Genomic DNA, 24,051 nt, shown 5'->3' with positions numbered 1-24,051 from the left:
CGTGCGACGCCCGGCAACGGAGAACGCACGCTACGGTCGGGCGCATGACTACCGAGATCAGCACGTTGATGGCGGCGGCGGCTGAGCCCACGGTCGCCGTGGTGCGGGGCATCCGGGACGACCAGCTGGGCGACGCGACGCCGTGCACCGAATATCAGGTGCGCGACCTGCTCAACCACCTCTTCCAGGTGGTGGTCGCCTTCCAGGGCGCCGCGAAGAAGGAACCTCTCGACATGAGCTCCACCCCCGACTCGCTCACCGAGGGGTGGCGCGACCGCTTCGCCGAGGAGACCGAGCGCATGATCGCCGCCTGGTCGGACCCGGCCGCGCTCGAGGGCGTCTCCCCCGGCATGGGCATGCCCCAGGCCATGATCGGCAACCTGGCCCTGGCCGACCTCACCGTGCACGGCTGGGACCTGGCGACCGCGACCAAGCAGCCCTACCGCCCGGACGCCGGCGCCGTGCAGGCGCTGGTGCCCTTCGTCGAGCAGATGGCCCCGACCGGCCGCCAGATGGGCGCCTTCGGCGAGGAGGTGCAGGCCCGCGCCGACGCCGGCGACTTCGAGCGCCTGCTCGCCCTGAGCGGCCGCCAGGCCTAAGGCTCCACCTGACCGGCGGGCACCGTCACTACCTCGACCTCGTCGGCGAGGCCGACCTCCGGCGACGCCGCGGCGAACTGGGTTCGGTAGAGCTCGGCGTAGAGACCGCCGGCCGCCACCAGCTCGTCGTGGCGGCCGCGTTCGACGATGCGGCCCCGGTCGAGCACCAGGATCTGGTCGGCCTCGCGGACCGTGGAGAGGCGGTGCGCGATGACCAGCGCCGTGCGCCCGCGCAGAGCCGCCGTCAGGGCACGCTGCACCGCGGCCTCGGACTCGCTGTCGAGATGGGCCGTGGCCTCGTCGAGCACCACGATCGACGGCCGTTTCAGTAGCAGGCGGGCGATCGCCAGGCGCTGTTTCTCGCCGCCCGAGAAGCGGTAGCCCCGCTCGCCCACGACCGTCTCGAGGCCGTCGGGCAGCGCCGACACCAGGTCGGCCACCTGAGCGCCGCGCAGCGCCTCCCACATCTCGTCGTCGGTCGCCTCGGGACGGGCGTAGCGCAGATTCTCAGCGATGGTCTCGTGGAAGAGGTGCGCGTCCTGCGTGACGACGCCGATGGTGTCGCGCAGCGAGTCGAGCGTCACGTCACGCACGTCGACCCCGTCGACGCGTACGGAACCCGAAGTGACGTCGTAGATCCTCGGGAGCAGCATCGACGTCGTCGACTTGCCCGCGCCGGACGGCCCGACGAGCGCCACCATCTGGCCCGGTTCGACGGTGAAGTCGACGCCGCGCAGGACCGGGGCATTTTCCGTACGGTCGAGGGTCGCCACGTCTTCCAGCGTCGCCAGCGACACCTCGTCGGCGCTCGGGTAGCGGAAGTGCACGTCGCGGAACTCGACCCGCCCCGCCCCGGCGGGCAGCGTGACGGCATCGGGCCGCTCCTCGATGCCGGGTTCGAGGTCGAGCACCTCGAAGACGCGGTCGAACGACACCAGGGCGCTCATGACGTCGACCCGCACGTTGCTGAGCGCGGTGAGCGGGCCGTAGAGCCGGGTGAGCAGCAGCGCCAGCGTGACCACGGTGCCGGCGGTGACGCTGCCGGTGACCGCGAGCCAGCCGCCCAGCCCGTACGTGAGGGCCTGGGCCAGCGACGCGACCAGCAGCATCGCCACGAAGAAGGTGCGCGAATACATCGCCTGCTGCACACCGATGTCCCGTACGCGGGAAGCCCGCTCGCCGAAACGGGACGCCTCGGAGCCGGGCCGGCCGAACAGTTTGACCAGCATCGCCCCGGCGACGTTGAACCGTTCGGTCATCGTCGCGTTCATCTTGGCGTCGAGGTTGTAGGACTCGCGCGTGATCTCGGCCAGGCGTTTGCCCACGCGGCGGGCCGGGATGATGAACAGCGGCAGCATGACCAGCGACAGCGCGGTGATCTGCCAGGACAGGCTGAACATGACGGCGGCGGTCAGGACGAGCTGGATGACGTTGCTGACCACGCCCGAGAGCGTGGACGTGAAGGCGCGCTGGGCCCCGGTCACGTCGTTGTTGAGCCGGCTCACGAGCGCGCCGGTCTGGGTGCGGGTGAAGAACTGCAACGGCATGCGCTGCACGTGGTCGTAGACCCGGGTGCGCAGGTCGAGGATGATGCCCTCGCCGATGCGGGCGGAATACCACCGCTGGGCGAGGGAGAGGAACGCGTCGGCCACGGCCAGCACGGCGATGGCGACGGCGAGGCGGAGGATCGTGGCGGCCGCGTCGGAGCCGCCGCCGGTGATGGCGTTGACCACGTGACCGGCGAGCAGGGGTGTCGCGACGCCGATGCCGGCCGCGATCACCACGGTGATGAGGAAGACCAGGATGTCCCGGCGGTAGGGCCGGGCGTAACGCAGGATCCGCCGGGTCGTCCCCCGGCGGAGGCTGTGTTCGGCCACCCGGTCTGAGTTCTGGATCGAGCGCAGCATGCTCCAGCTGGACATGCTCATCTCGTCACCTCCCGGGTGTCGTCAGGAGCGGGGCAGTCAGAAGTCTGCCCGGCGGGTATGACAACTCCGGGTGGCGAGGAGACTATTCCGTCAAATCACGCAGCCGGCGGGTCTGCGCCTCACGCTCGGCGCGGTCCTGGTCGGGGTAGGAACGCAGCAGCGCCCCGGCGAGCAGGGCCTTGATCTCGGCGACCGCACCCCGGTCGGCGGACAGGATCGCCGCGGTGAGATCGGCGACGGTGGCCGGCAGGTCGGCGACCGGCACCACCGTGGTGGCAAGCCCGAGGGAAAGCGCCTCGTCGGCGGGGATGCGCCGGCCGGTCAGGCAGATCTCGAGCGCCCGCGACGGGCCCACGAGTTCGGTGAGCCGTTTGGTGCCGCCCAGATCGGGAACGAGCCCGAGCGTCACTTCGGCCATCGAGAAGCGGGCGTCATCGGCCAGCACGCGCATGTCGCAGTTGAGCGCCAGTTGAAAACCGGCGCCGATGGCATGACCCTGTACGGCCGCGATCGTCACGATGGAGGGTTCCCGCAGCCAGGTGAACGCCGACTGGAAGCCGGCAATCCGATCCGCGCACTCTTCCGGCGACAACTGCGCGAGCTTCGCAAGTGAAGAATCGCCTTCACCTCGCGCGGCCGACAGATCCAGGCCGGCGGAAAAGGAACGTCCCGCGCCCCGGACAATGACTACTCGCACGTCCCCCGGTAATTTCCGGGAAATGTTCGACAGCTCCGCCCACATGGCCGGGGTCTGCGCATTCAGCACCTCGGGCCGGGACAACGTCACCGTTGCCACCGGCCCGTCCAGGTCGAAGCGAACGCCCGACTCGTCGGCGGGGAGGCCGGGTGCGGCGTCGCCGGTCGTCACGCCTTCTTGCGGCGACGCGCGCCACCGCGCTGGCGGAGCTGCACGCCGGACTCGGTGAGTACCCGGTGCACGAATCCGTAGGAGCGCCCGGTCGAAGCGGCGAGTGCGCGAATGCTCTCTCCGCCGGTGTAACGCTTGACCAGATCCTTCGCTAACGACTGGCGCTCGCTGCCGACGATTCGGCGACCCTTCTCAGTGCTGGTGGCTGTGCCCGTGGCTGGCATCTTGAATCCTCACGTCCCAGACAGTGCGGTTCATACGGTCTCACCTATTAGACCGCCTCCAACGATCATGCGCTAGGTATCCAGGCGTAGCCAACGTGCCCATTTATCACTGTCAGGAACTTGACGATGACCACGGCCATCAATGTCAGACAGTTAACAGTCGTTAGGGCGACAACGTTTCAACGCGAACGGTGGAAACCCCGTTCCGTTTCTCCAAGACCATCGATCACCTGCGGAAACTCTCGATCGAGGACCACGCCCGGCCAGACATGACGCAGCGTCGATGCGTTGCCTACCCTGCGCTGCGGACACGCGTGTGCCAACTTCGCCGTGCCCGCGCCTGTGTCCGGCCTGACCGCAAACGCCCGAACGTCGCACTGTCTGTGTGGGCACTGGTTGACAACAAACGATGGTGATGATTCGCGGATCACGCACACGCGCGGGACCCGCCGGCCCGGCTCACGCCAGCTCGACGAGCTCCAGCAGGTCGTCGCTCCACGCGTCCTCGTCGCCGTCGGGCAGCAGGATGGCGCGGTCCGGCTTGAGCGCCTGCACGGCCCCGGCATCGTGCGTGACCAGCACGATCGCGCCCGGGTAGTTGGCGATGGCGTCCAGCACCTGCTCACGGCTGACCGGGTCGAGGTTGTTGGTCGGCTCGTCGAGCAGCAGCACGTTCGCGCCCGAGCAGACCAGCGTGGCCAGCGCCAGACGGGTCTTCTCGCCACCGGAGAGCACCCCGGCCGGCTTGTCGACGTCGTCACCCGAGAAGAGGAACGCGCCCAGGATCTTCCGCAGCTCGGTGTCGGTCTGCTCGGAACCGGCGCTGCGCATGTGCTCGAGGATCGTGCGGTCGACGTCGAGCGTCTCGTGCTCCTGCGCGTAGTAGCCCAGCCGCAGCCCGTGACCCGGCCGCACCTCGCCGGTGTCGGGCTTGAGCAGGCCGCCCAGCATGCGCAGCAGCGTGGTCTTGCCGGCGCCGTTGAGGCCGAGGATGGCCACGCGCGAGCCACGGTCGACCGCCACGCTGACGTCGGTGAAGATCTCGAGCGATCCGTACGACTTGGAGAGGCCGCTCGCCGTGAGCGGCGTCTTGCCACAGGGCACCGGGTTGGGGAAGCGCACCTTGGCGACCTTGTCGGAGGTGCGTACCTCTTCCAGGCCACCCAGCAGCTTCTCGGCCCGGCGGGCCATGTTCTGCGCGGCGACCGTCTTGGTGGCCTTGGCCCGCATCTTGTCGGCCTGGGCCATCAGGGCGCCGGCCTTCTTCTCGGCGTTGGCCCGCTCGCGACGGCGGCGGCGCTCGTCGGTCTCGCGCGACTCCAGGTACTTCTTCCAGCCCACGTTGTAGATGTCGACGACCGAACGGTTGGCGTCGAGGTACCAGACCTTGTTCACCGCGGCCTCGAGCAGCTCGACGTCGTGGCTGATCACCACCAGGCCGCCCTTGTGCTGTGCCATGTATCCGCGCAGCCAGGCGATCGAGTCCTGGTCCAGGTGGTTGGTCGGCTCGTCGAGCAGCAGGATGCCCTTGCCGTTCTGCCCGGAGTCGGCGAACAGGATGCGGGCCAGTTCGATGCGGCGGCGCTGACCACCCGAGAGGGTGCCGATGGTCTGGGCCAGCGCGCGGTCGGGCAGCCCGAGGTTGGAGCAGATGCGGGCGGCCTCGGCCTCGGCGGCGTAACCACCCAGGGCGGCGAACCGGTCCTCCAGGTTGCCGTAGCGCCGGACCAGCTTGTCGTCGGCGCTCTCCTCGAGCTCGATCTCGAGCTTCTGCATCTCGGCGATGATCGAGTCGAGACCGCGGGCGCTGAGCACCCGGTCACGGCCGGTCACGTTGAGGTCGCCGGTGCGCGGGTCCTGCGGCAGGTAGCCGACCTCGCTGGTGCGCTCGACGGCGCCGGTGTAGGGCTGGCCCTCGCCGGCCAGGACCTTGAGGGTGGTGGTCTTGCCCGCGCCGTTGCGACCGACCAGGCCGATCCGGTCGCCCGGCTGCACCCGCAGGGTGACCGGGGACAGCAGGATGCGGGCGCCCGCGCGCAGTTCAAGTCCGGTGGCGGTGATCATCGGTAAAGGCTCGCTCTCGAGGAAAGAAAGGCTGACTCCGGGCACACGAAAACGCCGACTATCAAATTCTGATGTCGGCGCGGGACAGGTCAGTCTTCGCAGAGCAGCACCCGGCCATACTACCGGGCGTGCCGCAGTACCTCCCACTCGATTAACGATCAAGATCATCGGGTACGCAGCGCACACCCTTCGCCGTACGGCTCAGTGAGGATGAGATGGAACTCAACGAGAACGCCGACATCGATACCAGTCAGGTCGAGGACCGGCGTGGGTCCGGTGGCGGAGGCGGAGGCCTGGGCGGCCTGCCGATCGGTGGCGGCGGCCTGGTCGGCATCATCATCACGATCGTGGTCGCGGTGGTCGGTGGCTACTTCGGCATCAACCAGATCGGCGGCGGCAGCGACACCGGGGACAACACGAACATCAATCAGGAGTGCTCGCAGCAGGGCGCCCTCGACAAGCTCGAATGCCGCAACGTGCTCTACATCAACTCGATCCAGGCGTACTGGAAGACGGCCACGCCGGAGAACTTCAACATCGACTACCAGCCGGCCAAGACGGTGATCTTCTCGCAGCGGGTGAACACGGCCTGCGGCGCCGCCGACTCGGGGGTCGGGCCGTTCTACTGCCCCGGCGACAACAACGTGTACATCGACCTGACCTTCTATCAGGTGCTGGCCAAGCAGCTGGGCGCGCCGGGCGAGTTCGCCCAGCCGTACGTGCTGGCCCACGAGTACGGCCACCACATCCAGGACATCACCGGCACCGAGGCCAAGATGCGCCGGGCCCAGCAGGGCGCCTCCGAGTCGGAGCAGAACGCGCTGTCGGTGAAGCTGGAACTGCAGGCCGACTGCTACGCGGGCGCGTGGGCCAAGTCGGCCACGGCCACCACCGACAAGGACGGCGACAAGATCTTCAAGAGCCTCACCCAGCAGGACATCCAGGAGGGCATCCAGACGGCCGGCCAGATCGGCGACGACGTGCTGCAGAAGCGCAGCGGCAACCCGGTCAACCCGGCCGAGTTCACGCACGGCACGGCGGCGCAGCGGCAGCAGGCCTTCAGCACCGGGTACGAGTCGGGTTCGCCGAAGAGCTGCTCAACGTCCTTCTGATCGGCTCCGCCACGCTTTACGCGGGTTCCTGCACGCTTTACGCGGGTTCCCTCACCAGCACCGACACGGCCCGGGCCCCGGCGACCGCGGACACCAGAACCGCGTGCCGGGGCTCGGGCACGTCCAGGAACCGTTCGGCCCGGACGGCGGCCAGCGGGGCGAGTTGTGGTGCCGACAGGATGGCTTCGACCGCGGCGCGATCGCCGCCGGTGACGAGCGCGGAGATATCCCGTACGGCGGGAAGAAGCACGCGCCCCACGATGCCGGCGCCGTCGGACGCGGCCGCTTTGGCCTGATTGTCCCGCCGGCGCGCGAAGCGCTGCTGCGACCAGCCACCCGCCGCCGTCCGCCCCTGCACATAGTTGCGGTCCACCTTGGAGCTGGTCAGCTCGGGGCCGTCGGCGATGCCGGCCGCGACCGCCCCCTTGCGCGCGAGCAGCAGACCGATCTTGCGGGGCTGCTGCGCCCGCTCGATCAGCTCGGCCATCGTGGTGGCCTCACCCGCGCCCGGGGGTGTCTGCCAGGTCGCCGTGGCGCCGTCCTCCGCGATCAAGGTCAAACCCGTTTCCCCGTACGGTCCGTGACGGCGCTCGAAGTTCTCGAGCCACCGGGCCAGCCGCTCCGGTGCGACATCCACCCATTTCCCGCCGCCCGCGGCCGCCCGTTCACCCATTCCTGTCACACTACGGTGGCAGGATGCGGGCCATGAACGACCTGCTCGAACGGCTCGACGAGCGGCTGCTCCCGGCGGCTGACCCGGTGCGCGCGGCCGGCATGGCGAAATACATGAAAAACCAGTTCCCGTTCCTCGGCCTGCCCGCGCCCGTTCTGCAGAAACTTGAAAAGGCGGCGCTGACCGGCCTCCCCCACCCGTCGGAAGACGAACTGGAAGCGGCCGCGCGCGCGTTGTGGGATCGGCCGCAGCGCGAATACCAATACGTGGCGTGCGCCTATCTCATACGCCATATGGATGTGCCCGGCCCCGGCTTCATCGAGGTCGTGCGCGACCTGGTCACCACGAAGTCCTGGTGGGACACGATCGACCCGTTGGCCACCCGGTTCACCGGCGGGCTGGTGCGCCGCCATCCGGCGTTGTCCGAGGTCATGGACGCCTGGTCGGCCGACGACAACATGTGGCTGGTCCGCGTGGCGATCCTCCACCAACTGCACTACGGCGCCGACACCGACACCGACCGGCTGTTCGGCTACTGCACGGCCCAGGCCGGTCATCGCGATTTCTTCGTGCGCAAGGCGATCGGCTGGGCGCTGCGCCATTACGCCCGCACCGACCCCGACGCGGTGCGGGCCTTTGTCGAGAAACAGCGGTCGGCGCTTTCCGGCCTGTCCATCCGGGAGGCGACCAAACACCTCTAGCCTCCCGTACGCATTGCGCACCACGCCTGCCACCACGCGGCGGTTGGGGCGGCGCCATTCACCGCGTAGTGCCGTTCGCCGCGTAGTGCCGTTCGCCGCGGCGCAAGGCCGGGTGCCTATGCGCGTGCCGGCGTGCGTGGTCGCAGGTAGCGTGGCCCGACGAAGGAGGCCCCACATGCGTGAGTTCCCCGTTTCCGATGCCGCGGCCGGCCCGTACGGCATCGTCGCCGGGCCCGACGGCAATCTGTGGATCACGCTGGTGCACGCCGGCGCGATCGCCCGCATGACCACCGAGGGCGTGGTGGAGACGTTTCCGCTCGACGCTCCGGCCGCCGGGCCCTCGATCATCACGGTCGGCGGCGACGGCGCGCTCTGGTTCACGCGCAACCGGGACGACCACATCGGGCGGATCACGGTGGACGGCGAGATCGACGCTTTCGCCGTACGGGGAGCGCCTTTCGGTATTGCCCCCGGCCCCGACGGCGCGCTCTGGTTCACCGAGATGAACGCCGACGCCATCGGCCGCATCACCACCGACGGCAAGGTCACCGAGTTCGAGATCCCGGCCCCCGGTGGCTTCCCGTCCATGATCGTGGCGGGTCCCGACGAGGCCATGTGGTTCACCCTCAACCAGGCCAACGCCGTCGGCCGCATCACCCTCGACGGCGAGGTCACCCTCTTCCCGCTCCCCACCGAGGGCGCGGGCCCGGTCGGCATCACCCGGGCCGAGGGCGCGCTGTGGTTCGTCGAGATCGGCGCGGGCCAGGTCGGGCGCATCACCACCAGCGGTGAGATCACCGAGTTCCCGCTGCCCGACCGCGAGGCCCGACCGCACGCCATCGTGGCCGCCCACGACACCGGTTGCTGGCTCACCGAGTGGGGCGCCAACCGCCTGACCCACATCTTCCCCGACGGCGTGATCACCCAGTACGACCTGCCCACGCCGTCCTCGGAGCCGCACGGCCTGGCCGCCACGGCCGACGGCATCGTGTGGGTGGCCCTGGAGACCGGCGCGGTCGCCCAGCACTACGCCGGCCCCATCCCGTGCGCGATCCTTCGCCCACCGACTGACTAGGCGCCGGGCGGGTCAGGCGGGTCAGGCCGGGAGCAGCAGGCGCACGGCCAGGTAGGCGATCACCGCGCTCGACACCAGGGCCGTCCACAAGCGACCACGCGGTCCGGTCAGCCAGCGTCCGACCAGCGATCCCCCGCCGGCGATGACCAGCTGCCAGCTCGCCGAGGCCAGCAGGACCCCGAGCACGAAGAGCGCGCCGCCGCCCTCGCCGCCCCGGCCCAGCACCAGGGCGGCGAAGTAGACGACCGTCGCCGGGTTGAGCAGGGTCAGACCGAGCACGCCCAAGTAGGCCCGCCACGGCGTCGCGGGACGCTGGTCGACAGCGGCCGTTCCGGGCGCGCGGAAAGCGGCCCGGGCGGTCATGGCGGCGATGCCCAGCAGCACGAACGCCGCCACCCAGCGCAGCGGTGTGGAGATCGGTGCGATCACGCCCGCCACGGCGGCGCCACCGGCCACGGCGATCGCGGCGAACACGCCGTCGGCGGTGGCCGCGCCGAGACCGGCCGCCGCACCGACACGCAGTGAGGTGCGGGCGCTGAGCCCGGCGATGAGCACCCCGATGGCACCCATGGGCAGCGCGACTCCGTAGCCGGCGGTGACACCGGCCAGAAACGCCGCGCTCATGACCGCGGCTGAGGGACCGCCGATCCGCTGAGGGCACGCTTCTGCTGTCGCGCGGCCCGTTCGGCCACAGCGACAGAGACAGCGGGATACAGCATCGGCTTGGTCACGGCCACATCGTGCCGCCCCGCCGCACCGCCCGCGACCGAATTACGCGAGGCGGTCGGCCAGGCCGGCCTCGGTGAAGGCGGCCTGCACGTCGTCGATCCCCTCGGTGAAGTGTTCCCAACTGTCCACATGGGCCGGCACCACCACCGAGGCGTCCAGGATCTGCGCCGCCTCGGCCATCTCGGCGGCGGACAGGGTCAGGTTCACGTCGCCGACCAGGGGTGTGCGGGCCGCGCCGCCGAACAGCACCGCGACGTCGACCGACGGGAAGCGGGCGGCGATCTCGCGCACCACGTCCAGCGAAGCGTTGTCGCCACTCACGTACACGGTGGGAAGGCTCTGGCCCTGGAGGACGAACCCGATCACCGGGCCGGTCAGGTGCTCGACCTCGGGCGGACCGTGCTGAGCCGGCACCGCCGTGACGACCACCGCACCGCCGGGCAGGGTCACACTCTCCCACGGCTTCAGCCCCCGCGCCGGCGCCCCGAGACGTGCGGCGCCGTCGACGGTGGTCAGCACGAGCGGCGCCGCCAGCGCGAACGCTCGTCCGGAACGGTCCAGGTTGTCGGGGTGCTCGTCGTGCGAGAGCAGCACGACGTCGACCGGGGCGGCGTCCTCCGCCGTACCGGAAGCCGCCTTTGTCTTGGTCAGAGCACGGTCGCCGATCGGGTAGCGGCCCGGCTCGTCGAACGTCGGGTCGGTCACGAACCTCAGGCCACCCAGCGTGAACGTCACCGTGGGGCCGCCGAAACTGCGGAAATCAAGCGTCATGCGAGCAGTCTCGGCCGCACCCCGATCGACCGGGAGTGGCTGGAAAGCCATCCTGCGATAGGTTCGAGCCATGACGCGTGAGGCAACCACCGTGGGCATCATCGTCGGCGACGGCGCGCCGATCCTGGAGGTGGCCGTCGCACCCCGCGTGTTCGAAATTGATCACTCACGGCGTGGCGGACCCCGGTTCGACGTACGCGCGGCGGGTGAACATCCGAGCCGGCTCGGCACGTCCGCCGGCATCGCCCTGCACGCCCCGCATCCGCTGTCCGCGCTCGACGGGGCCGGCGTCGTGGTCATCCCGGGCTGGCGCCTGCCCGGCGGCCGCCCGACCGCGCCCGAGGTGCTCGACGCCGTCCGCCGCGCCCACGACGAGGGCGCCACCGTCGTCGGCCTCTGCCTGGGCGCGTTCGTGCTGGCCGAGGCCGGTCTGCTCGACGGCCGCCGCGCCACCACCCACTGGCTGTGCCTGGCCGAGTTCGCCGGCCGGTTCCCCGATGTCGACGTGGTCGGCGACGCGCTCTTCGTCGACGAGGGCCGCATCGTCACCAGTGCCGGCAGTGCCGCCGGGCTCGACGCGTGCCTGCATCTGCTGCGCCGCGAGCACGGGCCCGAGGTCGCCAACACCACCGCCCGCGCCCTGGTCGTGGCCCCGCAACGTCCCGGCGGCCAGGCCCAGTTCGTCGAGCAGCCGGTTCCGCCGCTCGACGCCGGCGATCCGGTGACCACGGCCATGCGGTTCGCGCTGGAACACCTCGACGACCCCGGCCTCGACGTCGCCCGGCTGGCCGCGGAGGCGAGCCTGAGCCGCCGCAGCTTCGACCGCCGGTTCCGCGACACGGCGGGCTGCTCACCGCTGCAATGGCTGCTGCACCAGCGGGTGCTGCGGGCTCAGCACATCCTGTCGACGACCGCTCTGCCCATCGACACCGTGGCCCGGGCCTGCGGTTTCAGCGACGGTGTGGCGCTGCGCCCGCATTTCCGGCGGCTGGTCGGGGTGCCCCCGCAGACATACCGCGCGAGCTTCAGCGCGGTCCGCGAGGCGGGATAGGGTCGGATCATGGGTGTAGTCGCCGAACTTGTCCTTGTCCGGCACGGGCAGAGCCTGGCCAACGTGGCGTTTCCCGCCGCCGACGCCGAGGGCCTGCTCCAGGTGGAGTTCAGCGGCCGCGACGCCGAGGTTCCGCTGACCGAGTTCGGCGAGAAACAGGCCGCCGCCCTCGGCGAGTGGATCGGCACGCTGCCCGAAAATGATCGCCCCCAGGTCGTGATCACCTCGCCCTACCTGAGGGCGCGTGAGACGTGGCGGCTCGCGGCCGAGGCGTCCGGGGTCGACCTGCCCGAACCCTCCACGGACGACCGCCTCGTCGACCGCCTGCTCGGCGACCTTGAGATGCTGACCCGGGCCGCCGTGACCCAGCGCTTCCCGGGCGAGGCCCAGCGGCGCGCCGACGCGGGCGAATACCGCTACGCCCCGCCCGGCGGTGAGGCGTTCGCCGACATCGAGGTGCGCCTCGGCTCGTTCCTCGACGACCTCAACCGCGACCACGCCGGCGAGCGCGTCATCGTGGTCGCCCACGACGCGGTCGTCCTGATGATGCGGGCCGTCATCGAGAAGCTCGACTGGGAGCGGGTGCTGGCCGCCGAACGCGAGGCCGGCACGGTCCGCAACGCGTCGCTGAGCCGTTTCGTCGAGGTCGACGGCCGTCTCGAGCTGGCCTACTACAACTCGGTCGACCACCTGCCCCCGAACTGAGCACAGGCGGCTGACGGGCCGTTACCGCCCTGACCGCCCCGCCGCCACCCCTCTGTCGACGGATGGATCCGGGTTCCGGTGGCCGTTACAGTCGCCGGGTGCCTGTCCATGAACGACCGCGTCACACCAGCTGGGCGGACGTTCTGGTCGCCGCTGTGTTCGTAGCCGGCGCCGTCCCGGGTGGCTCGGCGCTCGCGAGCCGGGTCGATCTGCCGTGGGCCGACGGCCGGCCGGTCCAGGCCGACCAGGCGGCACGGGAGCGGCTCGCGGCGGCCAAACAGCGGGACGAGATCCTGCGGCAGACCCGCACCAAAGTCATCACCCAGGTGGCGGAGGCGCGGCGCGACCTTCTCGTCGACCGTAGCCGCCTCACTCGCGCCACTGGCGAGGCGGCCGACAAGCTGCGCGTGAGCCTCGACGACCGCACCGAGCTCGTCGAGGCGCTCGAGTTCGACTTGCGGCAGTCTGTCGGCGACGAGTTGAAGGTGACCACGGAACTGGCCGCGGCTACCGAGAAGGAGCAGAAAAGCCGTACGGAAGCCGAAAGCAGCGACCGGCGAGCCAAGGCCATCGACCGAGCACTGTGGATCATCGCGGTCTGGGCGGTGCTGATCATCGCCTATCTCACCGGCCGCCGCCGCGCGAGACGTTCCCCCAGCCTCCACCCCCGCACGGTGACGGCGTTGTCGGCTCTCGGCATCACCGCGGTGGCCGCCGTGCCGCTGATCGGCTGGATGCCCGTCGCCGGGACAGCCGTCGCCGTCACGCTGCTGCTGATCCTGCGAGCCGGCGAGGAGACGACCAGCCAGGTGAGGCGGGCCGAGCCGGGTGAAGACGTGACGAGCCAGGTGAGGACATGACCGATCTGCACGATCTGGCGCTGACCAGACCCGAGGACGATCTGCTCGGCATGCGCCCGTACGCCGGATGGCTGGCGCGCCAGCTCCGTCAGCACCGGCTGCCGTTGACGGTTGGCATCTACGGCAGCTGGGGCGAGGGCAAAACCACTTTCGCCCATTTCCTGAAGCACTACCTGCTCGAACAGGAAGGCTGGTCGGACGCGCGATTCGTGACGTTCTCGGCGTGGCCCTACGTCACCGCCGACGCGATCTGGCGGGCGCTGCTGGAGGAGATCGCGCGCAAGATCTACGTCTCGGAGGACCACACCGCGCTGGTCGAGCCGCCCGAATCCGTACGGGCCCGGCTGCGCGGCCTGCTGCTGGGTGAGGTGTTCGCCGGGCCCTCGACCACCACGGCGACGTCCGACAAGGACGCGTTCGAAAACCTCATGCGCCGCGTCGGCCGGCACTCCCGCATCGCGAACCGGGCCGCCGGGGACGCGCAGACGGCACGCCAGGTCTCGCTGCTGGCCGGCTTTGTCGGTGACCTGCTGAGCATGTTCGCCGGCCCGATGGGCTCGATCCGCCGCCTCGTCGGTCTGGGCTCCGACTCGTTCGGCACGCCGGGCCTCGCCCCGCAGACGGCGCCCGCCGCGGCGTCGATGGAGGAGACCCGCGACGGCATCAAGCACCTGTTCGCCCGGGCCCAGGGCCGCAAGACCATCGTGCTCGTCGACGACCTCGACCGGTGCCTGCCCGAGGTCGCCCTCGACGTCCTGGAAACGATCAAGATCGTCTTCTCGGAGGGCGACGCCGCCAAGGCCGAATGCCTGTTCCTGGTCGCCGCCGACGAGGAGATTCTGAGCCGCGGGCTGCGGCAACGCCTGGGTTCGGACGAGGAGGCGCCGGCCCGGGACGCCGAGGCACGCGCCTACCTGGAGAAGGTGATCCAGCTGGGCGTGCCCATCGCCAAGGTGCGCTCCGAGCCGCTCGACCGCCTGATCGGCAAGAGCTTCCCGGAGTGGAGCGGCGCCATGGACCTGCTGGCCGCGGGCGCCGGCGGCAACCCGCGCCGCCTCAAGCAGCAGTGCTATCTGTTGTCCTACGGCTACGACGTGGGGGTTCCCCGATGAGCGAGGTCGACCACGTTCAGCTCTGGCTCAAGCTGGTGCAGCTGAAGGCCGCCGACGACAAGCTGGTGCGGGCGGTGGTCGAGGCGGCCCGCAGCTCCGACCCGGCGGCCGCCCTGAGCCGACTCGAGAACGACACCGACGAACCGATCCTCCGGCGCGAGCCGTCCTTCGCCTCGGTCCGGCCGGCGCTGCTGCTCTCCGTCCACGGGTTCATCGACCTGCATCCGACCGGCGACGGCACGGTGGTCAGCGACGACGGGTGCTTCACATACATCGCGGCCGAGATCGCCGACCGCGGCCAGGACACCACCGTGGACTGGTTGCACCAGCTGTTCTTCCGGCGGCTGCTGGAGATCTACACCGACAACGCGGAGTTCGGCAAGGCGCTGCGGCGGGCCGCCGGCACGGACGACTACGGAACCCGCGTCGGCGAGGTGGAGACGTGGCTGTTCAACCGACCGAAGGACGCCGGTCCCGAGACACCCGCGCTGCTGGCCGAGGCCGATCCCGACGGGGAACAGGAGGAGGCCGACTGGCGGAGATTGCTGGGCCGCACGCCCCTGCTCTCGCAGATCCCCGTCGAATATGTCCGGACCGACCCGTCCGTTCTCCCGGGCCGGTTCCTGGACCGCGCCGACCGCCTGCGCAACCCCAATCGGTTCGCCCAGGCGAGCCAGCTGATGCTGGAGGCAGCCCGCTCGGCCGACGCGTCGTTCGGAGCCGCCGTCGGGGCCCGCCTCGAGGTCGCCCGGGACGTGCTCGCGCGGCGGCAGTTCGCGAAGGTGCACATGCTCGAGTTCGGCTGGCCCGACCTGATGGCCCGGGTGCGTGCGCCCGACGGCAAGCGCCGCCTCGATCTGCTCGAGAAGGCCGTCCTGTTCGGGTCGGACGAGGCCGACCTGGCCGAGTCCTGGCAGAAGTACAAGGACGACGAACGGCTGGTCGACTTCCTGCGGATCCGGCCGCACATCAGCGACATCTTCGCCGACGAGTTCTCGAAGCTGGTGGCGGCGGCCGGAACCGCCGCGTCGGCCGGCGGCGCGGGTGAGGCTTCGGGCGCCGCGATCGCTCCGCTCCCGCCGTACGCCGACTTGCGGCTCGACTTCGTCACCGACGAGGACGACCAGAGTGCCCGGAACGTCCAGCCGGGTGACGCGCCGCCCGACGAGATCGCCTGCACTGTGACCCTCACCGGGCTGGGTCCCGACCTGACGGCCCGGTTGCGGTTCCCGATCGCCGAACTGTTGCGGGCGGCCTGGGGGCTGGTCCGGTTCATCAATCCCCCGCCCGACGTGCGCGCCGCCCGCCCCCCGAGCCGGGACATCAGTATCGCTGTCAACGCACCGGCCGAGGACGCGGCGCTCGACATCGGGCGACGGCTGTGGCAGCAGACCTTCGGCGAGCACCGGGAGCTGGACGAGCGGCTGACAACCGCCCTCACCCGCACCGAACCGGTCCGGCTGACCGTCTCGGCCGACTCGCCGTGGATCACCGATCTGCCCTGGGAGTGCCTCTACCTGCCCAGCCTGCGCCGTATGGCCGGGCACACCATCAAGATGTCGGTGGTGCGGCACGTCCCGGACGCGGGGGTCGAAGGCGAGCGTTCCCTGGCCGCACCGGTCCGCATGTTGATCGTGCACGCCGAGCCGCTCGGCCAGCCGCTGCCGGGCGCCGAGCAGGAGATCGCGACCCTGGAACGCCTCTTCGCCCGCGCCGAGCAGCGCGGCGAGGTCCGTCTGCGGACGCTGCGCAACGCGACCGCGGTGACGCTCCAGCAGGAGGTCCGGACCTTCCGGCCGCAGATCCTGCACTTCATCGGCCACGCCACCGCCCCGCAGTCCGGTGAGGCGGGCCTCGTCCTGTGCGACGAGAACGGCGGCCCGACGATCTTCGGGGCGACCAGCCTGGGCGAGGTGCTGCAGGACTTCAACTTCGTGCTGGCCGTGTTGAACGGCTGCGAGACCGGCGTCGAACGGGTCGGCATCACCCACGGGATCTGCCAGGAGATCATCCGGGCCGGGGTGCCCGCCGCGGTCGCGACGACCCGGCTCGTCCTCGACACCAGCGCCCTCTGGTTCAGCCGGGAGCTCTACCGGGCGCTGATGGACGGATACCCGCTCGAGGCTGGCGTCGCCGAGGCCCGCAAGGCGCTGCGCATCAAGAAGTGGGACTGGTCGGCCTACGCGTTCTACAGCGCCGACCCCACCCGGCTGGGCTCCTTCAACTTCCCCGTCGCCGGCTGACCGCTCAGTCGGGGTTGGACCACGCCCGCAGCCGGGTCAGCACCTCCCGGTCTCCGTCGACCCGCAGGTCGTCGAACGGGACTCGACCGTAGAGCGCCAGCACCAGATCGCTACCGCTACCCCGCACGGTGACCACGGGCTCCCCCGACGCGGCCGGATCGAGCCGCCCACCGGCGGGTGTGAGGTCGAGAACGTGCGACGGCCCGTCCACGGCGTCGAAGGCGATGCGGGCGGGCCGGTGCGGCCACTCCCCCAGTGACCCCACGCCGACCTGGACGAACTCGGCGACGCCGTCGGCCGCGACGGCGGACGGCAACGGTTCGGGTTTGCCGATCGTCTCCTGCGCGTCGTACGCGTGGACGGCCGCCTCCTGCACCTGGTGACGCGCGATGGCCCCCACGGTGAGCGGCGCCGACGACGCACCCCACCAGGCCCACGCCGGCGCGTCGGCCGGCGACGACCGCAGGGCCGTGAGCAGCATCCGGGTCGACTCGGCGGACCACTCGAGCAGGTCACCGCGCGGCTCGCGGTCGCCCAGGGACGACGCGGACGGTGGGCCGGTGGGGTCGCCGGCGCGGACCACGACGGACCAGAACCGCTGCACGGCGCCCAGGTGGGCCACGAGGTCGCCGAGACTCCACTCGGGACACCCGGGCACACGGGCGTCGGAGGAGACAGCAGCGGCGGCCACTGCATCGCGCAGGGCCGCCGACCGTTCATCGATGAGGGTGATGAGACCCGGGAAATCCATGACCCTGTTCTAGCAACAGGGTCCGACAAAAATCAGGAACTCAGACGTTGAAGCCGAGCGCCCGCAACTGCTCGCGACCGTCGTCGGTGATCTTGTCGGGGCCCCACGGCGGGAGCCACACCCAGTTGATCCGGAAGTCCTTGACCAGGCCGCCGCCGGGGCCGGTGGTCAGCGCCGTCCGGGTCTGGTCCTCGATGACGTCGGTCAGCGGGCAGGCCGCCGAGGTGAGCGTCATGTCGAGGGTGGCCACGTTGTCGTCGTCCACGTGCGTGCCGTAGACGAGACCGAGGTCGACGACGTTGATCCCGAGCTCGGGGTCGACGACGTCCTTCATCGCCTCTTCGATGTCGTCGATGGACGCCTTGGAGAGCGACGCCTCAGCGGTGGCCGCCGGCGCGGCCTGCTCCGAAGGGGTCGCGTCAGGGGTAATGGTCTCGTCACTCATGCCTTAACCTCCGGTGCAACACTGACGTCGACGCCCGCGCGGGCCGCCGCGTCCTGGAAAGCCATCCACGGCAGCAGCGCGCACTTCACGCGGGCCGGAAACTTCGCCACGCCGGCGAACGCGATCCCGTCGCCGAGCACGTCCTCGTCCGGTTCGACCTGTCCGCGCCCCTGCATCAGCGCCACGAACGCGTCGTGGATTCCCGCCGCTTCCGACGCCGTACGGCCGGAAAGCAGTTCGTACAGCACCGACGCGGACGCCTGGCTGATCGAGCACCCCAGACCGTCGTACGAGATGTCGGAGAACTCCCCGGAGGCGGCGGCGACCCGGACCGTGATCTCGTCACCACAGGTCGGATTCACGTGGTGCGCCTCACCGTCGAACGGGTCGCGCAGACCACGCCCGTGCGGGTGCTTGTAGTGGTCCAGGATGATCTCCTGGTAGAGCCCGTCGAGCATCATCCGAACACCTTCCGGACCTGGTCGAGGCCGCGGGCGAGGGCGTCGATCTCGTCCGTGGTCGTGTAGAGGTAGAACGACGCGCGGGTCATCGCCGGCACCCCGAAGCGCACGCAGGTCGGCTTGGCGCAGTGGTGCCCGACCCGCACCTCGACACCGAGCGCGTCGAGGATCTGGCCGACGTCATGGGGGTGTACCCCGTCGACCCCGAACGACAGCGTGCCGCCGCGGCCTTCCGGGGTGGACGGCCCGAAGATGCGCACCCCGGGCACGTCGGCCAGGGTCTTGAGCGCGTACGCGGTGATGTCCTGCTCGTGCTGGTGGATGGCCTCCATGCCCAGCGCGTTCAGGTAGTCGACGGCCGCACCGAGACCCACCGCCTCGGCGATCGGCGGGGTGCCGGCCTCGAAACGGGCCGGCGGCGGGGCGTACGTGGTGCCGTTCATCGTGACCGTCTCGATCATCGACCCGCCGGCCAGGAACGGCGGCATCACCGACAGCAGGCCATAGCGGCCCCAGAGCACGCCGATGCCGGTCGGGCCGAGCATCTTGTGGCCGGTGAACGCGATGAAGTCGGCCCCGAGCGTCTGCACGTCGACCGGCAGGTGCGGCACCGACTGCGAGCAGTCCAGCATCACCAGCGCGCCGACCTCGTGCGCGCGCGCCACGATGCCGGAGACGTCGTTGATCGTGCCCAGCACGTTCGACATGTGCACGACCGACACGATCTTCGTGCGCTCGTTGATCAGGGTGTCGTCCGGGGCCAGCCGGCCCTCGTCGGTCACCCCGAACCAGCGCAGCGTGGCGCCGGTGCGCTCACACAGCAGCTGCCACGGCACGATGTTCGAGTGGTGCTCCATCTCGGAGATCACGATCTCGTCGCCCGGCTTCAGCGCGAGGTGCTGCCCGAGCGAGTGCGCGACCAGGTTGATGGCCTCGGTCGAGTTCTTGGTGAAGACGATCTCGTCGGGGTTGGTCGCGCCGACGAACGCCGCGACCTTGCCGCGCGCATCCTCGTACGCCGACGTGGCCTCAGTGCCGAGCGTGTGCACCGAGCGGGACACGTTGCCGTTGTGCCGCTCGTTGTGCAGGCGCATCGCCTTGATCACCTGCGCCGGTTTCTGCGAGGTGTTCGCGCTGTCCAGATACACCAGCGGGTGGCCGTTGACCTCCCGCGAGAGGATCGGGAAATCGGCTCGGACCCGGGCCACGTCGAACGTCATTGTCCAGTAACCCCCGTCAGACCCGGGCGCCGACGTAGCGCTCGTAACCCTCGGCCTCGAGCTGCTCGGCGAGTTCCGGGCCGCCCTCCTGCACGATCTTGCCGGCGACGAAGACGTGCACGAAGTCCGGCTTGATGTAGCGCAGGATGCGGGTGTAGTGGGTGATCAGCAGCAGGCCGGTCTCGCCGGTCTCGCGGACCCGGTTGACGCCCTCGCTGACGATGCGCAGCGCGTCGATGTCGAGGCCCGAGTCGGTCTCGTCGAGGATCGCCATCTTCGGCTTGAGCAGCTCGAGCTGCATGATCTCGTGGCGCTTCTTCTCACCGCCGGAGAAGCCCTCGTTGACGTTGCGCTGGGCGAACGCCGGGTCCATCTGCAGCTTCTCCATGGCGCCGCGCAGCTCGCCGGCCCACGTGCGGAGCTTGGGCGCCTCGCCGTCGATCGCGGTCTTCGCCGTACGCAGGAAGTTCGCCACGGACACACCGGGAACCTCGACCGGGTACTGCATGGCCAGGAACAGCCCGGCGCGGGCCCGCTCGTCGACGGTCATGTCGAGGACGTTGTTGCCGTCGAGGGTGACGCTGCCGCCGGTGATCTCGTACTTCGGGTGGCCCGCGATGGAGTAGGCCAGCGTCGACTTGCCCGAGCCGTTCGGACCCATGATGGCGTGGGTCTCACCCGACTTCACGGTGAGGTCGACCCCGGCCAGGATCGGCTTCAGGTCGCCCTCGGGCAACTTGACCGACACCTGCAGGTCGCGGATCTCGAGGGTGCTCACGGGTTTACTCCATTACTCGGGGTCGTCGAAACATAGATGTCGCCGTCGCGGATCTCGACGGGGAAGGTCGCCACCGGGGAGAACGCGGGCGGACCGCTCGGCTCCCCGGTGCGCAGGTCGAACCGGGAGCCGTGCAGCCAGCACTCGAGCGTGCACCCCTCGATCTCGCCCTCGGAGAGCGGAACCGCGGCGTGGGAGCACTCATCGCGTACGGCATAGAAGTTGTCGTCGTCGGCGTGCACCACCGCGACGTCGACACCCGCGAGCTCGACCGAGATCGCGGTGCCCTTGGCGACGTCCGTGGCCGCGCCGACGAGCTCGAAGGTCACGACGAGTACTCCGCCAGCCGGGTCTCGATGGCGTCGCCCAGCTTCTCGCGCAGCTCCTCGACCGGGATCTTGTTGATCAGCTCGATGAAGAAGCCGCGGACCACCAGCTTGCGCGCCTCGGCCTCGGGAATGCCCCGCGCCATCAGGTAGAACAGCTGCTCGTCGTCGAAACGGCCGGTCGCGCTCGCGTGCCCGGCCCCGACGATCTCACCGGTCTCGATCTCGAGGTTCGGCACCGAGTGGGCCACCGCGCCATCGGTCAGAATCAAGTTCCGATTGATTTCGTACGTCTCGGTGCCCGTCGCCGCCGCACGGATGAGCACGTCGCCGACCCAGACGGTCTGCGCCGACGAGCCTTGCAGGGCGCCCCGGTAACCGACGTAGCTGCGGCAGTCCGGCACCGAGTGGTCGACCAGCTGGCGGTGCTCGAAGTGCTGGCCGGCGTCGGCGAAGTAGAGGCCCCACAGCTCGGCGTCGCCACCGCGGCCCGCGTATTCCACGCTGGTGAACTGGCGGACCAGGTCGCCGCCGAGCGCCACCTGCACGTGGCTGGCGCGGGCGTCGCGGCCGAGGCGGATCTTGACGTGCTGGGCCTGCACCGCGCCCGCGTCCCAGTCGGCGATCGTCACGAACGTCAGCTGCGCGCTGTCGCCGACCACGACCTCGATGTTGTCGGCCAGGGTGGCGGTGCCGGTCTGCTCGAGCACGAGCGTGACCTTGGCGAACGCGCCGACCTGGACGAACGTGCGGGCCGCCGCGGCCTCGCCGCCCTTGCCGACCAGCCGGATCACGACCGCCTGCTCGGGCTCGGTCTCGGGCGCCACCTCGATGAGGGTGACACCGGCGGCCGACCCGTACGCCAGAGCGCTGATCCGGTCGAACGGGGTGAGCACCGGCTCGACCGTCGCCCCGCTGGTCACCGTGACACCGGCGGGCAGGTCACCCGTCTCGAGCTGCGGCGCGGTGCCGGTCAGCGCCGTGGCGGTGACCAGCTCGCGCAGCCGCTTGATCGGGGTGAAGCGCCACTCCTCCTCCAGGCCGTTGACGGCCGGGAACTCGGTGACGTCGAACGACCGCAGCACCTGCGACTTGGTGCTGGGCGGGGCAATCGTTGTTTCCGTGGTCATGGGTTAGCCGACCGCGCCTTCCATCTGGAGCTCAATGAGACGGTTCAGTTCGAGGGCGTACTCCATGGGCAGCTCCTTCGCGATCGGCTCGATGAAGCCGCGCACGATCATCGCCATCGCCTCGTCCTCGGTCAGGCCCCGGCTCATCAGGTAGAAGAGCTGGTCCTCGCTGACCTTGGAGACGGTCGCCTCGTGCCCCATCGCCACGTCGTCCTCGCGGATGTCGACGTAAGGGTAGGTGTCCGACCGGCTGATGGTGTCGACCAGGAGTGCGTCGCACTTGACCGTGCTGCGCGAGCTGGAGGAGCCCTCGAGCACCTGCACCAGACCGCGGTACGACGTGCGGCCGCCGCCCCGGGCGATCGACTTCGAGACGATCGTGGAGGAGGTGTGCGGCGCGGCGTGCACCATCTTGGCGCCGGCGTCCTGGTGCTGGCCCTCGCCCGCCATGGCGACGCTGAGCACCTCGCCCTTGGCGTGCGGGCCGGTCATGTAGACGGCCGGGTACTTCATGGTCACCTTGGAGCCGATGTTGCCGTCGATCCACTCCATGGTCGCGCCCTCTTCGCAGGTGGCGCGCTTGGTGACCAGGTTGTAGACGTTGTTCGACCAGTTCTGGATGGTCGTGTAACGCACCCGGGCGTTCTTCTTGACGATGATCTCGACGACCGCGGAGTGCAGCGAGTCGGACGAGTAGATCGGCGCGGTGCAGCCCTCGACGTAGTGCACGTAGCTGCCCTCGTCGGCGATGATCAGCGTCCGCTCGAACTGGCCCATGTTCTCGGTGTTGATCCGGAAGTAGGCCTGCAGCGGGATCTCGACGTGCACGCCCTTCGGCACGTAGATGAAGGAGCCACCCGACCACACCGACGTGTTCAGCGCGGCGAACTTGTTGTCGCCGACCGGGATGACGGTGCCGAAGTACTCCTTGAAGATGTCCTCGTGCTCCTTGAGGGCGGTGTCGGTGTCGAGGAAGACGACACCCTGCTCCTCCAGGTCCTCACGGATCTTGTGGTAGACGACCTCGGACTCGTACTGCGCCGCGACGCCGGCCACGAGGCGCTGCTTCTCGGCCTCGGGGATGCCCAGCTTGTCGTACGTCGCCTTGATGTCCTCGGGCAGGTCTTCCCAGCTCGCGGCCTGCTTCTCGGTCGAGCGCACGAAGTACTTGATGTTCTGGAAGTCGATGCCCGTCAGGTCGGCGCCCCACGACGGCATCGGCTTGCGGTCGAACAGCCGCAGGCCCTTGAGCCGGAGGTTGAGCATCCATTCGGGTTCGTTCTTCTTGGCGGAGATGTCACGCACCACGGCCTCGGACAGACCGCGCTGAGCCGCGGAGCCCGCGACGTCGGCGTCGGCCCAGCCGTACTCGTACTTGCCCAGGGCGGCGAGGTGCTCTTCCTGAGTAGCGATCTGGTCGGTCATGTATCTGTCCTTAGAGTGGCTGTCTTTAGTCCGTTTTTGAGCGGCGGCGGGGTGGTTGGACGGGGGATAGCAGGGATGTGCGTGGTGCACACCCCATCTCCGTGCGCGATGGTGGCGAGACGCTGAACGTGCGTGCCGATGAGCCTGGAGATGACCTCGGTCTCGGCGTCGCAAAGCTGAGGGAACTCGGCGGCCACGTGTGCCACCGGGCAGTGGTGCTGGCACAGCTGCCCGCCGGACGCGATCGTCGACGCGTTGGCAGCGTAGCCCTCGGCGGTCAGCGCCTCGGCGAGCGCCTCCGCCCGGGCCATCGGGTCGTCGCCGGCCTCTTCGAGCGCGGCCCGGCAACGTTCCTCGAGCGCCACCACCTGGGCCGAGGCGAAGGCGGTGACCCCCTCGGGACCGTGGTGCTGCGCGATCCAGCGCAGCGCGGCGGTGGCGATGCCGTCGTAGAAGTGCGGGAACGACTCGCGGGCGGCCGCGGTGAGCACGAACGTCTTGGCCGGGCGTCCGCGGCCCCGCGGGCCCTTCCGCCGGCTTTCGCGCGCCTCGACCAGGCTCTCGGCGAGCATGGCGTCGAGGTGCTTGCGGATCGCCGCCGGGCTCAGACCCAGGCACACGCCGAGCTCGGCCGCGGTGGCCGAACCACGCTCCAGAAGCAGCTGGGCGACCCGGTCACGGGTGCGGCCGTCCGTCGCGCTGGCAGACGCCACCGCTCCGGTCCGGATCAGCACCTCGTTTTTCACTACGGCAACGTTACGTATTTCGTCGGAAGCCTGCAAACCGACCCCCCGGTGATC

At 70.0% G+C, this 24,051-nt stretch carries 25 protein-coding genes; 9 read left to right on the top strand and 16 right to left on the bottom strand.

The window, feature by feature from the left end; all coding sequences use genetic code 11:
• The first annotated feature begins 44 nt into the window (after positions 1–44).
• On the top strand, positions 45–599 hold the full coding sequence (locus JIG36_RS07540) for a TIGR03086 family metal-binding protein (protein ID WP_203375315.1): 555 nt from the start codon (positions 45–47) through the stop codon (positions 597–599).
• Here the strand turns inward: JIG36_RS07540 and JIG36_RS07535 are convergent.
• The 4 genes from JIG36_RS07535 to JIG36_RS07520 all read right to left on the bottom strand — a co-directional run bounded on the left by JIG36_RS07535 (position 596) and on the right by JIG36_RS07520 (position 5,683).
• On the bottom strand, positions 596–2,521 hold the full coding sequence (locus JIG36_RS07535; protein WP_203375314.1) for an ABC transporter ATP-binding protein: 1,926 nt from the start codon (positions 2,519–2,521) through the stop codon (positions 596–598). The two genes, JIG36_RS07540 and JIG36_RS07535, sit on opposite strands and share 4 nt — an antisense overlap.
• Positions 2,522–2,609: 88 nt before the next feature.
• On the bottom strand, positions 2,610–3,395 hold the full coding sequence (locus tag JIG36_RS07530) for an enoyl-CoA hydratase/isomerase family protein (RefSeq protein ID WP_203375313.1): 786 nt from the start codon (positions 3,393–3,395) through the stop codon (positions 2,610–2,612).
• The gene (locus JIG36_RS07525; RefSeq protein ID WP_133872162.1) at positions 3,392–3,619 is read right to left on the bottom strand and encodes a helix-turn-helix domain-containing protein; all 228 of its coding nucleotides are present in this window, start codon (positions 3,617–3,619) and stop codon (positions 3,392–3,394) included. The genes JIG36_RS07530 and JIG36_RS07525 overlap by 4 nt, the downstream gene beginning before the upstream one ends.
• A gap of 459 nt (positions 3,620–4,078) precedes the next feature.
• Positions 4,079–5,683 carry an ABC-F family ATP-binding cassette domain-containing protein gene (locus JIG36_RS07520; protein WP_203375312.1) on the bottom strand — a complete coding sequence of 535 codons (1,605 nt, stop codon included), beginning with the start codon at positions 5,681–5,683 and terminating at the stop codon, positions 4,079–4,081.
• Positions 5,684–5,898: 215 nt separating this feature from the next.
• Here JIG36_RS07520 and ypfJ point away from each other — a divergent pair, with 215 nt between their 5' ends.
• A complete protein-coding gene (gene ypfJ / locus JIG36_RS07515) occupies positions 5,899–6,795 on the top strand; it encodes a KPN_02809 family neutral zinc metallopeptidase (protein ID WP_203375311.1) in 897 nt (298 codons plus the stop codon).
• A 37-nt stretch (positions 6,796–6,832) separates the two neighbouring features.
• Here ypfJ and JIG36_RS07510 read toward each other — a convergent pair whose 3' ends face one another.
• On the bottom strand, positions 6,833–7,468 hold the full coding sequence (locus JIG36_RS07510; protein ID WP_203375310.1) for an acVLRF1 family peptidyl-tRNA hydrolase: 636 nt from the start codon (positions 7,466–7,468) through the stop codon (positions 6,833–6,835).
• Positions 7,469–7,491: 23 nt separating this feature from the next.
• Here JIG36_RS07510 and JIG36_RS07505 point away from each other — a divergent pair, with 23 nt between their 5' ends.
• Positions 7,492–8,169: a DNA alkylation repair protein gene (locus JIG36_RS07505; RefSeq protein ID WP_236046113.1), complete on the top strand. Its 678-nt coding sequence runs from the start codon at positions 7,492–7,494 to the stop codon at positions 8,167–8,169.
• Between the two features lie 175 nt (positions 8,170–8,344).
• On the top strand, positions 8,345–9,244 hold the full coding sequence (locus JIG36_RS07500; protein ID WP_203375309.1) for a Vgb family protein: 900 nt from the start codon (positions 8,345–8,347) through the stop codon (positions 9,242–9,244).
• Between the two features lie 21 nt (positions 9,245–9,265).
• Here the strand turns inward: JIG36_RS07500 and JIG36_RS07495 are convergent, their stop codons facing one another.
• Positions 9,266–9,868, bottom strand: a complete 603-nt coding sequence (locus tag JIG36_RS07495) for a LysE family transporter (RefSeq protein ID WP_203375308.1) — start codon at positions 9,866–9,868, stop codon at positions 9,266–9,268.
• 147 nt (positions 9,869–10,015) lie between these two features.
• A complete protein-coding gene (locus tag JIG36_RS07490; RefSeq protein ID WP_203375307.1) occupies positions 10,016–10,744 on the bottom strand; it encodes an MBL fold metallo-hydrolase in 729 nt (242 codons plus the stop codon).
• 70 nt (positions 10,745–10,814) lie between these two features.
• Here JIG36_RS07490 and JIG36_RS07485 point away from each other — a divergent pair, with 70 nt between their 5' ends.
• The 5 genes from JIG36_RS07485 to JIG36_RS07465 all read left to right on the top strand — a co-directional run bounded on the left by JIG36_RS07485 (position 10,815) and on the right by JIG36_RS07465 (position 16,715).
• Entirely contained in the window at positions 10,815–11,795 is a 981-nt protein-coding gene (locus tag JIG36_RS07485) for a GlxA family transcriptional regulator (RefSeq protein ID WP_203375306.1), read from the top strand.
• Positions 11,796–11,804: 9 nt separating this feature from the next.
• Positions 11,805–12,500: a histidine phosphatase family protein gene (locus JIG36_RS07480; protein ID WP_203375305.1), complete on the top strand. Its 696-nt coding sequence runs from the start codon at positions 11,805–11,807 to the stop codon at positions 12,498–12,500.
• A 98-nt stretch (positions 12,501–12,598) separates the two neighbouring features.
• Positions 12,599–13,360 (top strand): hypothetical protein, encoded by a 762-nt coding sequence (locus JIG36_RS07475; protein WP_203375304.1) that lies wholly within the window; start codon positions 12,599–12,601, stop codon positions 13,358–13,360.
• A complete protein-coding gene (locus JIG36_RS07470; RefSeq protein ID WP_203375303.1) occupies positions 13,357–14,472 on the top strand; it encodes a KAP family P-loop NTPase fold protein in 1,116 nt (371 codons plus the stop codon). Before JIG36_RS07475 ends, JIG36_RS07470 begins: the two co-directional genes overlap by 4 nt.
• Positions 14,469–16,715 carry a CHAT domain-containing protein gene (locus JIG36_RS07465; protein ID WP_203375302.1) on the top strand — a complete coding sequence of 749 codons (2,247 nt, stop codon included), beginning with the start codon at positions 14,469–14,471 and terminating at the stop codon, positions 16,713–16,715. The genes JIG36_RS07470 and JIG36_RS07465 overlap by 4 nt, the downstream gene beginning before the upstream one ends.
• A 4-nt stretch (positions 16,716–16,719) precedes the next feature.
• On the opposite strand, the gene JIG36_RS07460 is transcribed toward JIG36_RS07465, so the two are convergent.
• The 9 genes from JIG36_RS07460 to JIG36_RS07420 are packed head-to-tail and all read right to left on the bottom strand — an operon-like array spanning position 16,720 to position 24,015.
• The gene (locus JIG36_RS07460; protein WP_203375301.1) at positions 16,720–17,466 is read right to left on the bottom strand and encodes a maleylpyruvate isomerase family mycothiol-dependent enzyme; all 747 of its coding nucleotides are present in this window, start codon (positions 17,464–17,466) and stop codon (positions 16,720–16,722) included.
• A gap of 40 nt (positions 17,467–17,506) precedes the next feature.
• Positions 17,507–17,911, bottom strand: coding sequence for a metal-sulfur cluster assembly factor (locus JIG36_RS07455; RefSeq protein WP_203375300.1), 405 nt, complete (start codon positions 17,909–17,911; stop codon positions 17,507–17,509).
• Positions 17,908–18,372: a Fe-S cluster assembly sulfur transfer protein SufU gene (sufU, locus tag JIG36_RS07450; protein WP_203375299.1), complete on the bottom strand. Its 465-nt coding sequence runs from the start codon at positions 18,370–18,372 to the stop codon at positions 17,908–17,910. Before sufU ends, JIG36_RS07455 begins: the two co-directional genes overlap by 4 nt.
• Positions 18,369–19,592, bottom strand: a complete 1,224-nt coding sequence (locus tag JIG36_RS07445; RefSeq protein ID WP_203375298.1) for a cysteine desulfurase — start codon at positions 19,590–19,592, stop codon at positions 18,369–18,371. The genes sufU and JIG36_RS07445 overlap by 4 nt, the downstream gene beginning before the upstream one ends.
• Before the next feature lie 16 nt (positions 19,593–19,608).
• Complete coding sequence (gene sufC / locus JIG36_RS07440; RefSeq protein WP_203375297.1) at positions 19,609–20,370, bottom strand: Fe-S cluster assembly ATPase SufC; 762 nt, start codon at positions 20,368–20,370, stop codon at positions 19,609–19,611.
• Complete coding sequence (locus JIG36_RS07435; protein ID WP_203375296.1) at positions 20,367–20,699, bottom strand: Rieske (2Fe-2S) protein; 333 nt, start codon at positions 20,697–20,699, stop codon at positions 20,367–20,369. The genes sufC and JIG36_RS07435 overlap by 4 nt, the downstream gene beginning before the upstream one ends.
• Positions 20,696–21,826, bottom strand: a complete 1,131-nt coding sequence (gene sufD, locus JIG36_RS07430) for a Fe-S cluster assembly protein SufD (protein ID WP_203375295.1) — start codon at positions 21,824–21,826, stop codon at positions 20,696–20,698. The genes JIG36_RS07435 and sufD overlap by 4 nt, the downstream gene beginning before the upstream one ends.
• Before the next feature lie 3 nt (positions 21,827–21,829).
• Entirely contained in the window at positions 21,830–23,251 is a 1,422-nt protein-coding gene (sufB, locus tag JIG36_RS07425; RefSeq protein WP_203375294.1) for a Fe-S cluster assembly protein SufB, read from the bottom strand.
• Positions 23,248–24,015, bottom strand: coding sequence for a helix-turn-helix transcriptional regulator (locus JIG36_RS07420; protein WP_438870710.1), 768 nt, complete (start codon positions 24,013–24,015; stop codon positions 23,248–23,250). The genes sufB and JIG36_RS07420 overlap by 4 nt, the downstream gene beginning before the upstream one ends.
• Positions 24,016–24,051: the final 36 nt, after the last annotated feature.

Origin of the sequence: Paractinoplanes ovalisporus, assembly GCF_016834655.1 — a bacterium.
GTDB classification, from domain to species: domain Bacteria; phylum Actinomycetota; class Actinomycetes; order Mycobacteriales; family Micromonosporaceae; genus Actinoplanes; species Actinoplanes ovalisporus.
The sequence above is the reverse complement of the archived record's forward strand: the minus strand, read 5'-3'. Positions and strand labels throughout refer to the sequence as shown.

Coding starts and splice junctions, on each gene's coding strand:
- JIG36_RS07500 (WP_203375309.1), top strand. CDS start 8,345: ATGCGTGAGTTCCCCGTTTCCGATGCCGCGGCCGGCCCGTACGGCATC.
- JIG36_RS07510 (WP_203375310.1), bottom strand. CDS start 7,468: ATGGGTGAACGGGCGGCCGCGGGCGGCGGGAAATGGGTGGATGTCGCA.
- JIG36_RS07480 (WP_203375305.1), top strand. CDS start 11,805: ATGGGTGTAGTCGCCGAACTTGTCCTTGTCCGGCACGGGCAGAGCCTG.
- sufB (WP_203375294.1), bottom strand. CDS start 23,251: ATGACCGACCAGATCGCTACTCAGGAAGAGCACCTCGCCGCCCTGGGC.
- JIG36_RS07525 (WP_133872162.1), bottom strand. CDS start 3,619: ATGCCAGCCACGGGCACAGCCACCAGCACTGAGAAGGGTCGCCGAATC.
- JIG36_RS07535 (WP_203375314.1), bottom strand. CDS start 2,521: ATGTCCAGCTGGAGCATGCTGCGCTCGATCCAGAACTCAGACCGGGTG.
- JIG36_RS07485 (WP_203375306.1), top strand. CDS start 10,815: ATGACGCGTGAGGCAACCACCGTGGGCATCATCGTCGGCGACGGCGCG.
- ypfJ (WP_203375311.1), top strand. CDS start 5,899: ATGGAACTCAACGAGAACGCCGACATCGATACCAGTCAGGTCGAGGAC.
- JIG36_RS07445 (WP_203375298.1), bottom strand. CDS start 19,592: ATGACGTTCGACGTGGCCCGGGTCCGAGCCGATTTCCCGATCCTCTCG.
- JIG36_RS07490 (WP_203375307.1), bottom strand. CDS start 10,744: ATGACGCTTGATTTCCGCAGTTTCGGCGGCCCCACGGTGACGTTCACG.
- JIG36_RS07520 (WP_203375312.1), bottom strand. CDS start 5,683: ATGATCACCGCCACCGGACTTGAACTGCGCGCGGGCGCCCGCATCCTG.
- JIG36_RS07505 (WP_236046113.1), top strand. CDS start 7,492: ATGCGGGCCATGAACGACCTGCTCGAACGGCTCGACGAGCGGCTGCTC.
- sufD (WP_203375295.1), bottom strand. CDS start 21,826: ATGACCACGGAAACAACGATTGCCCCGCCCAGCACCAAGTCGCAGGTG.
- JIG36_RS07455 (WP_203375300.1), bottom strand. CDS start 17,911: ATGAGTGACGAGACCATTACCCCTGACGCGACCCCTTCGGAGCAGGCC.
- JIG36_RS07495 (WP_203375308.1), bottom strand. CDS start 9,868: ATGAGCGCGGCGTTTCTGGCCGGTGTCACCGCCGGCTACGGAGTCGCG.
- JIG36_RS07460 (WP_203375301.1), bottom strand. CDS start 17,466: ATGGATTTCCCGGGTCTCATCACCCTCATCGATGAACGGTCGGCGGCC.
- sufU (WP_203375299.1), bottom strand. CDS start 18,372: ATGATGCTCGACGGGCTCTACCAGGAGATCATCCTGGACCACTACAAG.
- JIG36_RS07465 (WP_203375302.1), top strand. CDS start 14,469: ATGAGCGAGGTCGACCACGTTCAGCTCTGGCTCAAGCTGGTGCAGCTG.
- JIG36_RS07540 (WP_203375315.1), top strand. CDS start 45: ATGACTACCGAGATCAGCACGTTGATGGCGGCGGCGGCTGAGCCCACG.
- JIG36_RS07470 (WP_203375303.1), top strand. CDS start 13,357: ATGACCGATCTGCACGATCTGGCGCTGACCAGACCCGAGGACGATCTG.